A 12,360-nucleotide genomic window follows, 5' to 3' on the forward strand; every position below is an offset into this window, starting at 1 on the left:
AGATGTTAAAATTTTTATTGTATGTAGGTTTAGGCAGTGCCCTTGGCGGTGTATTTCGGTTTTTGTGTTATTTTCTAATCACATTGAAATTTGGGAAAAATTTTCCGATAGGAACCTTTATAATCAATGGGATAGGAAGTTTTCTGATTGGTTTTTTGTTTGCTTTTTTTCATAAGCGAAATTTTAGTGCCGATTTACAAATATTTCTACTTACGGGAGTGCTCGGCGGATTTACTACGTTTTCAGCTTTTTCTCTGGAAACACTGCAATTGATTGAACAGAAAGAATGTTACAAAGCCATTATTTACGTTTTAGGAAGTGTTTTTTTAGGAGTAGTAGCTTGTTTTGGCGGATATCTTTTAGCTCATTGGGGGCATAAATAATACAATTTTTACAATTCGGAAGTGAATAGAGTTACAAAAAGAAAGTTTTAGATGAATAGACTTGGCAATTTGTATTTTTGTCTCTTGACTTTATTTCTACAATTTGTATTTTATTCTTATTTTTTTCGTATTTTCGACGGATTAAAAAAGAGTCTATAAAAATTTTAAACAATGATAAGAAAATACATTTCATCATTGGCGCTTTTAGGGCTGATGGTGACTTCGTGCCAAGAAGTAAAACATCCTATAACAGAGCAAGAAACACAGCAAAAACCACTCACCACGTACGTTGACTCTTTCATCGGTACGGGCGGACACGGACATACCTACCCCGGAGCTACCGTTCCGTTCGGAATGTTGCAAGTGAGTCCTGTGAATGGCATCAGCGGTTGGGATTGGTGTTCGGGTTACCACCACAGCGATACGTTGCTCATCGGTTTTGGGCATTTGTCGCTCAGTGGAACAGGTATTGGTGATTTGAACGATATTTTACTGATGCCTGTCAATAAAGAGTACGATTTATCACAGCTTTCTACTGGAAAAAAAGACCAATATCCGAAGGCTGCTTTGGATTTCCGCAATCAAGTTTCGTACAAATCGCGTTATTCGCACCAAAACGAAAAAGCGGAACCTGGTTACTATCAAGTTTTCCTTGAAGACCCCAAAGTAAATGCAGAACTTACAGCAGACCAATACGTTGCTTACCACAAATATACCTACCAAAAAGGCGATACACAATCCGTTATTTTGAATTTAGGATTTGCCATCAATTGGGATAGCCCTACGGAAATGTTTATCCAACAATCCAATCGAAAATTGGACGGACAAAACGACGGAAACATCATCACAGGACATCGATTCAGTACGGGATGGGCGAAAAATCAAAAAGTGTTCTTCGCTATTGCATTTTCCAAACCTATTAAAGATTTACAACTTCAAAATAGTGGAAAACAAATCTCATCAGGGCAATTCTTCTTTGATAATTCCACAGGGGAGGAATTGGTCGTGCGTGTAGCGGTTTCTTCTGTAAGTGAAGAGAATGCGTTGGCGAATTTGGATTTGTACAACAAACGCACCTTTGCCGAAGTACGCCAAAAAGCTCACGACACTTGGGAAAAACATCTTTCTTCTATCGAAATTGAAACGCCTGTCGATTCGCTTAAAACGATTTTCTATACGGCTTTGTATCACACGCAAGTAGCTCCCGTGACGTTTTCTGACAAGAACGGACAATTCCGTCAGCAAAACGATGAAATTTATTCCACCAAGGATTTTACAGCCTATTCTACTTTGTCATTGTGGGACACATTCCGTGCTGAAAATCCGCTAATTACTTTGCTTCAACCTAAAAAATCTTCGGATATTATTAGCTCAATGTTAGCGTATTCCGACGTTATCAATAAACTTCCCGTTTGGACGCTCTACGGAAACGAAACCGATTGTATGACGGGCTATCATTCTATTCCTGTGATTGTTGAGGCGTATTTGAAAGGAGTTCGTTCGTTCGATGCTGAAAAAGCCTTCGAAATGATGAAAAAAACGATGATGGGAGACGAACGCGGACTGAAATTCTACAAACAATATGGCTACATTCCGTACGACAAATGGGACGAATCGGTAACCATTACGTTGGAATATGCTTACGATGATTGGTGTGTAGCACAAATGGCAAAAGCCTTAGGAAAAACCGATGATTACGAGTTCTTTATGAAGCGAAGTGAGGCGTACAAACATTTGTTTGACCCCACAACGGGCTTTATGCGAGGCAAATCGGCAAGTGGTAAATGGCGTGAGCCTTTCGACCCGAAACACTCCAACCACCGCGAAGCTACCGATTACACCGAAGGAAATGCTTGGCAACATTCGTGGTTTGTTCCGCAAAATCCGCAAGGACTTATTGAGGCTTTCGGCGGAAAAGAGAAATTCACAACACATTTGGAAAAACTATTTACCGAAAGTTCTGAAATTACGGGCGATAACGTTTCGGCGGACATTACGGGACTGATTGGGCAGTACGCTCACGGCAACGAACCGAGCCACCATATTGCGTATCTGTTTAACAAAGCGGGAGAGCCACATCGCACACAATATTGGGTAAATGAAATTTTGAAAACGCAATATAACACCACGCCGAACGGATATTCAGGGAATGAAGACTGCGGACAAATGTCGGCTTGGTATGTGTGGAGTTCCATTGGTTTGTATCCGATGAATCCTGTTTCGGGTGAGTACGAAATTGGGCGTCCGTTGTTCCCGAAAGCGAAAATAAATCTGCCTAACGGAGAAACCTTTACCATCATTGCTGAAAATGTGTCTGCGGAAAATATGTACATTCAGTCGGCAACGCTTAACGGCAAACCACTCGACCGCACTTTTATCACTGATGAAGAACTTAAAAACGGCGGAGAGTTGAAATTCATAATGGGGTCGGTAGCACCAACAAACAACTAATTGACAATGTAAGGGCGAAAAGATTTTTTCGCCCTTAGCTTTTTAAATAATTTATAATTTTATGAATGAGGAGGAAATAGACAAACTAATAGGAGAGGGGATTAACCTACTTGAACATAAAAAAGTTCGAGAGGCTATTGATAACTTTCATAAAGCATTAGACCAAGGAATGAATCAGGCAAAAACGTTAGAGGTATTAGATTTACTTGGAGAATATTTTTTTGAAGAAAAAGATTTTAACAAGGCAATTAAATTTTTTTCGAAGCAATTGGATTTTACAGATAGTGTGGAAAAACAATTAACCCCTCTATGTTGGCTTGGACGATGTTATTTTGAACTAAAAGACTTTAACAAAAGTATTGATTTTTTTTCGAAACGATTACGTCTTACAAAGGAAAAGAAAATCATAGATGTACAATTAGACTCTCTTTATTGGCTTGGGCGATGTTATTTTGAACAGAAAAATTTTGATAAGGCAATTAGTTTTTTTTCGAAACAACAGGCTCTCTCAGAAGGGAGGGACCATATGGAACAACTAAATTCTTTATTCTGGCTTGGAATTTGCCATCTTGAGGATAAGAGAATTGACAACGCTATTCACTTTTACGAACAACTAAAATTAAAAGAGGAAGAACGAAATCTTGGTACAGAATTAATTCCTCAGTGCTGGCTTGGTATTTGTCGTTTTTTAAAAGAAATGAAAAGAATATCAACACAAAAAAAAGAAAATAAAGATAAATACGAAGAAGAATGTAATAAACTTGAAAGTCTATTTAGTACATTAGAAAAAGAAACAAAAGAATTTTTAGGAAAGGAGCTAAAAAGACTTTTATTTATTTACGATTTATACTTCGAGTATTTTGAGAGAAAAAAGAAATCTATTTTTAATAATTTGTTTGAACACAATACTCAAAGTAATGAATTAGAAGAGCAGATAGCTACTATTCTTGCTGTGCTAAACATTCATCAGGTAGAATTAAGAAATACTCCCTTAGCACATTACACAAGTCCAGTTGTTTGTGAAAATTTGTTTGGTTTGAAAGGCAAAGAAAGAAGCAATATGCGTATGGGAAGTTCCACTTATATGAATGACCCGACGGAGGGTGGTGTTTTATTAGAATTGTTAAACCAGCAAGATTTAGAGTTAGATAATAAACGTGAATTATCCCCTTACAATGCTTTCTTTACTTGTTTATCTATAAGAATTAATGATTTGAATCAATTCCGATTGTATGGCAAGGAAGATGGTGTGGAAGCATCAGGTTGTTGTTTAGTATTTAACAAGAAAGGAAATTGGTTACAAGATACGGATATTGCTTCCTCCTACCGACCGTTGGTAAATGGAGAAAAAGAATTACCTACACCAAATGAGGAAGACAAATCAGATGAGTCTCTCAAAAAGAAGCCTCTTTATCAAGTAGCTTATATTGCGTATTTAGATGAATACATTAAAGAGAGTAAATGTGAGATTAAATTACCCATTGACAATCCAAAGTTTGGAGTACTATTGAATAACATTAGTGATAATAAAAAATGGCACGAGGTACGCAAGAAAAAATTGGAGAAAGCCTTAGTTAACCTAATGGAATATTTCAAAGCAGAAAGTGTATCAGAAGAAGATAGAAATAAATTGGAGTACATTCGTTATTTGTTTAAAGATTTTGCCTTTCGTGATGAAGAGGAATTCCGATTAATGCAAATAGAAAAAATGGATTCTGACAAAATAAAATATTGCAAAGAATCGAATTCTATTTATGTGCCTTATTCAGATATAACTAATATGGTAGATGAGGTAATTTTAGGAACAAACTACGAAAAAACTAACCAGAAAAGAAAAGTAGAAATATTCAGATACCAGATGAAAGATTTTACTCATATTAAAATTTCGCATTCTTCATTGCCAATCAACGCTAGTTTGCCTTACCGAAAGGAATAGCATTTAATAAAAGTTAAGTCATTATAAAACAGATAATGATTAAATATTTTTTGTAATTATTTTAAGAAAGTAACAATTAAATAATTTTTAATGAAATCTCCATAAAGAAACTAATAACTAAACACTTTTTACTTCAATCATCATCACTAAACCAATGACTAAATGATTTTTCATCAAATCACTATAAGGAACAAATGACTAAATACTTTTCATTTCAATTATCGTAAAAGAAGCAATGACTAAATAGATTTTAGTCAAATTATTACAAAGGAGTTAATAACTAAATGATTTTAGTGTCAAATTATCATCAGGATTAGGGTTATAAATGTGTAAGTAAGCAAAAAAATATTTTTAAAATGAAAATTTATTATGTAAAACGCTTGTGTTTTGTTAATTTTGTCGCCCTTATTTTGAAAAAGATGTGTTTTTGGTTTTAAGAAATTATCATTTTTTAATAAGGCAGAAAATTGGAATATTCATTTTTAAAATTATAATCAGATGCAAGAAGTAATTATTTTATTCGTTTGTTTTTTCGGATTACGACTTATTTCACTGGCAATTTCCTTAAAAAATGAAAAGCGAATCCAAGCCTTAGGCGGTGTTCAATACGGAAAAATAAATTCAATGTTGCTTACGTTGGCTCATATTTCATTTTACTTTTTGTGCTTGTACGAAGCCATTAAAAATGATAATCTGTTGTTGGACAATACCTCAAAACTGGGTGTGGCGTTGCTTGTTTTTGCCTATGCAATGCTGTTTTACGTCATCTACCAATTGCGAGAAGTTTGGACCCTTAAAATATATATTCTTCCTGAGCATAAAGTAAATACGTCCTTTTTATTCAAATGGATAAAACATCCGAACTATTTTTTAAATATTCTGCCTGAACTTGTGGGTATGGCACTTTTATGTAAAGCATATTACACCTTTTGTTTTCTTTTTCCTATTTATATGATTATTTTGTCGGTACGTATTTATCAGGAGGAAGTAGCTATGAAACATCTGTACAAATAGTTATAAATCAATTCTTGTTCTAAAAATAAGTAACAGCTCTAAAAGCAGATTTTTACGTTTCTACTTTCTTTAAAATAAAATTAGAACAAACACACGAGTTGTTTTATGGCAAGGCATAAAGCATTCGAAGTGATGAGAAAATATAATTTTTTGTATAGACTGAGCTAAAAAATAATTTTGTGTCGCTCACCTAAAAAACAAAATACTTAAACATCTTAAAATACTAAAAAAATAGTACCTTTGCCCACGCAACAAATTTTGGCAATGCAAATAAATTAACAACCAAAACGTACACCTATGAGTAAAATAGATATTCTAATTATTGTACTTTATATTGTATTAACTGTAGCTGTAGGGGTTTGGATTTCCAAACGTGCATCTAAAGGATTGGACTCTTACTTTTTAGGAGGCAATAGCATCAAATGGTACTATCTGGGGCTGAGTAATGGTTCAGGAATGTTTGACGTTTCTGGAACGGCTTGGATGGTGGGCATTCTGTTTCTTTATGGGGTAAAGAGCTTTATGTTTATGTGGATGTGGCCTATTTGGAACCAAATTTTCGTGATGGTGTTTTTGGCAGCTTGGATTCGGCGCTCGAATATTATGACGGGTTCGGAGTGGATTCTTACCCGATTTGGTGATGACCGAGCCGGACGCGCATCGCACTTAATCGTTGCTATTTTCGCCGTGATTGCTTCGGTAGGTTTCATTGCTTATTTCTTTGAGGGTGTTGGTAAATTTATGGAAATTATTCTCCCTTGGGATATGACTCTTTCCGTTGGTGATACGCTTTTACTCACCTCAAAGCAATCCTATGCCTTATTGGTGATTTTCCTAACCACTATTTATACCATTAAAGGGGGGATGTTTTCGGTGGTAGCTACCGAAGTGCTTCAATACGGAATTATGGTTTTGGCAGGTATTTTAGTGGCAGGATATGCTTTTTTTACTATCAGCGATGCCCAAATTCAAAGTATTATTCCTCAGGAATGGAAAAATGTATTTTTTGGTACAGAATTGACTCCTTTTTGGGACGAAAAATATAAGGTATTTAATGATTTTATAGATTCGGAAGGGTATAAAATGTTCGGAGCTTTTATTGGTATGACGCTAATGAAAGGTTTTTTTGCCAGCATTGCTGGACCTACTCCAAGTTATGATATGCAACGCATTCTTTCCACACGCAACGTGAAGGAAGCTGCTTATATGAGTGGTTTTACGAATTTGATTTTGTTTATCCCTAGATATTTACTCATTGGTGGTATTGTGGTAATTGCTTTGGTGGCAATTGCTCCTCAAATGGGAACTCTGACACAATTAAGTAATAATGATTTGGAGGTGATTTTGCCCAAGGTGGTGAATTTTCACGTTCCGGTAGGGATAAAAGGCTTGTTACTTGCAGGGTTGTTGGCAGCATTTATGTCCACATTTTCGGCTTTTGTAAATTCGGGTCCTGCTTATATAGTTAATGATATTTATAAAAAATACTTCAAACCCGAAGCCTCCGTTAGTCATTACATACGCGCTTCGCATTTGGCTTCTTTTGGGGTAGTTACCCTTGGGGTGATTATGGGCTTCTTTGCCGAATCTATCAATGCCATTACCCTTTGGATTACCAGTGCCCTTTACGGTGGATATGTAGCGGCAAATTATTTGAAATGGGTTTGGTGGCGTTTTAACGGTTGGGGATATTTCTGGGGAATGCTTGCCGGATTGGTCATTGCAACTCTTCAATTTTTGATGGATAGCTATAAAGAGCATTTCACCCCTGGAAGTTGGTTGTATGAACTGGCTCACATTCCTGCGATTTATTTGTTTCCACTAATTTTTGGCTTTTCGCTTTTGGGTTGTTTTTTAGGAACTTATTTGACCAAACCTACCGATATGAATGTACTGGTTCAGTTTTACAAAAACATACGTCCGTGGGGTTGGTGGCATCCTGTATATATGCAGTTGCGTGAAAAAGAGCCTACTGCTCGTAAAAATCACGATTTTTGGAAAGATATGGGAAATTGTGCCATAGGGATTGTATGGCAATCAAGTATGATTCTGTTGCCTATCTATTTGATGGTGCGTGATTATCCTAAAATGTGGTGGACATTGGCTGTTTTTGCACTGACCACAGTCATATTAAAATTCACTTGGCTTGATGTCGTTAAAAAATATAAGGATTAGGCAATAGAGGTTAGGCAATAGGCGGTAGAGATGAGTTAGGAAGAAAATCCTTCCCTACTTGACTTTTGTTACTTGGTTCTTGTTCAGCTTAAACCTTATTCTTTATCCTTTAAACTTTATCCTTTATTTATGGACTGTAAGAGTAAAAAAACGTGGTCATTACAGCAAGACAAGCGCACGGAAAGTCAGCGAAGTATGTTTCAGCCTACGGGTAAAACTGTCAAAAAAAATGATTGGAGGTATGTGCTTTCGGTACTTTTGATACTTTTGCTAATGAGTTATTTGCTTACTTTTTTTACACAAAAAAAAGTAGCCATTTGTTTTACCCAAGATATTTGCTTCAATTCGTATGATAATCGGTGGGTTTATGTATTATTCGTTTACTTCAACGTATTATTATTGGTTTTTGGGGTGTATTTTGCGTATCGTTTCGGAAGCTATTTAGGTAAGAAATTGAAACGATAGTAAAGTACAAATCGTTAATTTACAAGATTTTATTTTAATAAAAAATAAAAAATCGGTTTTTGTGTGTTTTTTATGAAAAAAAAATCATACATTGACCGATATTTTTTAACCAATCAAAGCAAAAGGATTGTTATGCCAATAAAAATTACTTTACTCATTGCCTTTGTAGTAGTGAGTTTTACTCAGGCACAAAACCGATGGAGTTTGGAGCAGTGTATTGATTATGCACTGAAAAACAATATTTCCGTAAAACAATCGGAAGTGGATTTGAAAATGAGTGATATTGAGCAGTTACAAGCACGAGGAGCCTTTTTCCCTTCAGTAAATAGTAACTTATCGTATCAGCTTAACGAGGGGAAAAACATCAATCCGGTAACCAATCAGTTTCAGAATGCGTTTTTTCAATCGGCTTCGGGGGGTGTAAATCTTAGTGTAAACTTGTTTTCGGGTTTGCAGAATTGGCGTAGGTTGCGTCTTGCTCAAATAAATGCGTTGGCTGCTCAATATAGTTTAGATAAAATGAAAGACGATATTTTGTTGATGATTGTCAATTCATATCTGGAAATCATCTCTAATAAAGAGCAAATCAAAACCTTACGAGCTCAACACGAAATTACCAAGCAAAATTTCCAGCGCACTTCTGATTTGATTGAAGCTGGGGCGTTACCCAAAGGCGATATTTTTGAAGTAGAAGCCCAGCTGATGCTTAACGAACAACAAATCATTCTTGCTGAAAATGCGTTATTTATCTCCAAAATGGGACTCGCACAACTGCTTTTACTCAAGGATTATCATAATTTTGAAGTGGCAGATAGCTCTTTTGAAGTGCCCAATACCGACATCTTATCAAAATCACCTGCTGAAATTTTTAACAAATCAAAAGAGGTAATACAAGACTTGAAGTTGGCACAAGCCCAAGTGGAGTTGGCACAAACCAATTACCAATTGGCTCGTTCGGCACAAGCTCCTCGCTTATCAGCTTTTATGGGATATAACTCTCAATGGTCGAAGAATTTCCCTGATGATTTTTGGTCGCAAGTTAATGCTAACAAGGGCTTGTCATCGGGCTTGTCGCTTTCTATACCTATTTTTAATGGGTTTTCCACATCGGCAAATGTTAAACGACAAAAAATGAATCTGTTGAAAGCTCAATTGAGCAGAGAGCAAACGGAACTTACTGCCGAGCGAACAGTTTATCAGGCATATAATGATGCTGTGAATGCTCGTAAATTGTATGAGGCTACCCAAAAAACGGCTGAATCCAAAGAACAAGCTTTTCGTTATGCACAAGAGCGCTATGAGGTAGGGTTGATGAGTATTTTTGATTTCAATCAAGTAAAAAATCAGTATGAAAATGCTCAGAATGAATATATCAGGACAAAATATCAGTATATATTTAAGCTCAAAGTACTCCAATATTATTTTGGGATAGATTTAACACAAGATAATTTTTCATAAAAAACATCAAAGTCAAAAAATAGAGAAAGGCAATATGAAAAAGAAAGTAATTATCATCGTAGGTATAGTTTTGGTATTGATACTGCTCATCGTGGGTAAAAAGTCAGGTTGGTGGGGCAATCAGCCCAAGGGCAAAGAAGTAGAAGTCAAGCAAATTACACGTAATTCTCTAACACAAAAAGTATCGGCTACTGGAAAAATTCAACCGGAATTGGAAATCAAAATTTCTTCGGAGGTTTCGGGGGAAATTATAGAACTGCCTGTAGTTGAAGGGCAAATGGTAAAAAAAGGCGATTTGTTGGTGCGTATCAACCCCGATATTTATCAGTCGGTATTGAACCGAAGTGTCGCTAGTCTTGAAAACATAAAATCGTCATTACGCCAAGCCGAAGCTAATTTCAAAGAAAATGAAGCTAGTTTTGAGCGAAACCAAAAATTGTTTGAAAAGGGAGTTATTTCCAGAGCTGAATGGGACAAAGCCGTATCGGCTTACGATATAGCTAAAGCCAATAAAGAGTCTGCCAAATATAGCGTACAAAGTGCTATGGCGAGTGTTTCCGAAGCTCAAGATAACCTTAAGCGTACTAGTATTTATGCTCCTGCATCGGGAACGATATCCAAATTAAATGTGGAACTTGGTGAGCGCGTGGTAGGTACGGTACAAATGACAGGAACCGAAATTATGCGTGTTGCCAATTTGAGTAGTATGGAAGTTGAGGTAGATGTTAATGAAAGCGATATTGTAAAGGTAAACATAAATGACAGAGCTACCATTGAAGTAGATGCTTATCCGAAAAAGAATTTTGAAGGAAGGGTAACTAACATTGCCAATACGGCAAATGCCACAGCAAGTGTTGAGCAAGTAACCAATTTCAAAGTAAAAATACATATTGATGAGGCATCTTATCAGGCACTTCTAACGGGTAAGAAACAAGGATATTCTCCCTTTCGCCCTGGAATGACAGCAACGGTGGATATTTTAACTACCGAGCGTGATGATGTGGTAACGGTTCCAGTAAGTGCCATTGTAATGAAATCAATAAAAGAAATCAGTAAAGATAGTTTAATCAAAGAAAAGGATGACAAACGCCAAGAAGCGGTCTTTGTGGTAAAAGACGGAAAAGCACTGCTTAAAGCGGTTTCTACTGGAATACAGGATAATACTGATATTGAAATCCTCTCAGGGGTAGAGGCTGGAGAGCAAATCATCGTAGGTCCTTACAATTTGGTAAGCCGAATCCTCAAATCGGGTGATGAGGTAAGGGTTAAGGTAATTGATGAAAAATCTGAAAATAAATAAAATGAAAATATTACATCTGGATACCAACCATCCGCTGATGATAACTCAACTAAATCAGCACGGATTTCAAAATGATGAAGATTATCACAGCTCTAAATCTGAAATCGAGCAAAAAATACACCAATACGAAGGTATTGTACTAAGAAGCCGGTTTACTATTGATAAACATTTCATTGATAAAGCCACACGTTTGAAATTTATTGCCCGAGTAGGTGCAGGGCTTGAAAACATTGATGTGGAATATGCACAAAATAAAGGTATTTGCCTAATTTCTTCTCCAGAAGGGAATCGTAATGCTGTGGGGGAGCATACTTTGGCGATGCTGTTGGCTCTTTTAAATAAATTGAAGAAATCGGACAATGAAATTAAAAACGGCAAGTGGCTTCGTGAGGAAAATCGCGGATTGGAACTTGATGATATGACCGTAGGGATTATCGGATACGGAAATATGGGAAAATCTTTTGCTAAGAAACTTCGCGGATTTGATTGCAAGGTGGTTTGTTACGACATCTTACCTGATGTAGCAGATGCTAATGCAAAGCAAGTTTCTTTGGAAGAATTTTTTAAAATTGTAGATGTGGTGAGTCTGCATACCCCACAAACTCCTCAAACCACCCGAATGGTTAATGCGGAGTTTATTTCCAAATTTCAAAAGCCTTTTTGGTTTTTAAACACAGCGCGGGGCAAAAGCGTAGTTACTGCCGATTTGGTTGAAGCCCTAAAACAAAATAAAGTTTTAGGAGCTGGTCTGGACGTGTTGGAGTACGAAAAAAGCTCCTTTGAAGATTTTTTCACAACAGAATTACCTCTCGATTTTCAATATTTATTGCAAGCCCAAAATGTTATTTTAACACCTCACATTGCTGGTTGGACTATTCAAAGCAAAACTAAATTAGCTCAAGTGATTGTTGATAAAATTGTTGATAAAAAACCGTCTATAGAGTAAAAAATCAAAAACATCTTGTGTGGTAAGCCTAAAAAACATCAAATTTTGTTTTTTAGGCTTTGTTTTTTTATACTATTTTTAACAAATATAATGTGTATTTCAGTATCTTTTATGTTAATTAAAAAATACCGAATAATTCTATTTTATGTATTTTATTATTGATTTTCAATTTTTTAAATATATATTTTAGATTTTTGAAAGATGTGTTAGTTTTAATAAAATCATAAAATTT

9 protein-coding genes are annotated in these 12,360 nt (G+C 35.9%); all 9 read left to right on the forward strand.

Annotated elements, in window-relative coordinates; translation table 11 throughout:
• Positions 1 to 2 precede the first annotated feature (2 nt).
• Positions 3 to 383, forward strand: coding sequence for a fluoride efflux transporter CrcB (crcB, locus tag CGC47_RS07365; protein ID WP_095900189.1), 381 nt, complete (start codon positions 3 to 5; stop codon positions 381 to 383).
• Between the two features lie 213 nt (positions 384 to 596).
• Positions 597 to 2,834, forward strand: coding sequence for a GH92 family glycosyl hydrolase (locus tag CGC47_RS07370; protein WP_370444597.1), 2,238 nt, complete (start codon positions 597 to 599; stop codon positions 2,832 to 2,834).
• A gap of 61 nt (positions 2,835 to 2,895) precedes the next feature.
• The gene (locus tag CGC47_RS07375; RefSeq protein ID WP_095900191.1) at positions 2,896 to 4,770 is read left to right on the forward strand and encodes a tetratricopeptide repeat protein; all 1,875 of its coding nucleotides are present in this window, start codon (positions 2,896 to 2,898) and stop codon (positions 4,768 to 4,770) included.
• A 498-nt stretch (positions 4,771 to 5,268) separates the two neighbouring features.
• Positions 5,269 to 5,784, forward strand: a complete 516-nt coding sequence (locus CGC47_RS07380) for an isoprenylcysteine carboxyl methyltransferase family protein (RefSeq protein ID WP_042001145.1) — start codon at positions 5,269 to 5,271, stop codon at positions 5,782 to 5,784.
• 297 nt (positions 5,785 to 6,081) lie between these two features.
• Entirely contained in the window at positions 6,082 to 7,959 is a 1,878-nt protein-coding gene (locus tag CGC47_RS07385) for a sodium:solute symporter family protein (RefSeq protein WP_042001142.1), read from the forward strand.
• 129 nt (positions 7,960 to 8,088) lie between these two features.
• On the forward strand, positions 8,089 to 8,424 hold the full coding sequence (locus CGC47_RS07390) for a hypothetical protein (RefSeq protein WP_095919429.1): 336 nt from the start codon (positions 8,089 to 8,091) through the stop codon (positions 8,422 to 8,424).
• A gap of 132 nt (positions 8,425 to 8,556) precedes the next feature.
• Positions 8,557 to 9,882 carry a TolC family protein gene (locus CGC47_RS07395; protein WP_095900388.1) on the forward strand — a complete coding sequence of 442 codons (1,326 nt, stop codon included), beginning with the start codon at positions 8,557 to 8,559 and terminating at the stop codon, positions 9,880 to 9,882.
• A 34-nt stretch (positions 9,883 to 9,916) separates the two neighbouring features.
• The gene (locus CGC47_RS07400) at positions 9,917 to 11,182 is read left to right on the forward strand and encodes an efflux RND transporter periplasmic adaptor subunit (RefSeq protein WP_042001211.1); all 1,266 of its coding nucleotides are present in this window, start codon (positions 9,917 to 9,919) and stop codon (positions 11,180 to 11,182) included.
• Position 11,183: 1 nt separating this feature from the next.
• A complete protein-coding gene (locus CGC47_RS07405; RefSeq protein WP_042001207.1) occupies positions 11,184 to 12,128 on the forward strand; it encodes a 2-hydroxyacid dehydrogenase in 945 nt (314 codons plus the stop codon).
• Positions 12,129 to 12,360: the final 232 nt, after the last annotated feature.

This window comes from Capnocytophaga canimorsus, from assembly GCF_002302565.1.
Taxonomy (GTDB): Bacteria; Bacteroidota; Bacteroidia; order Flavobacteriales; family Flavobacteriaceae; genus Capnocytophaga; species Capnocytophaga canimorsus.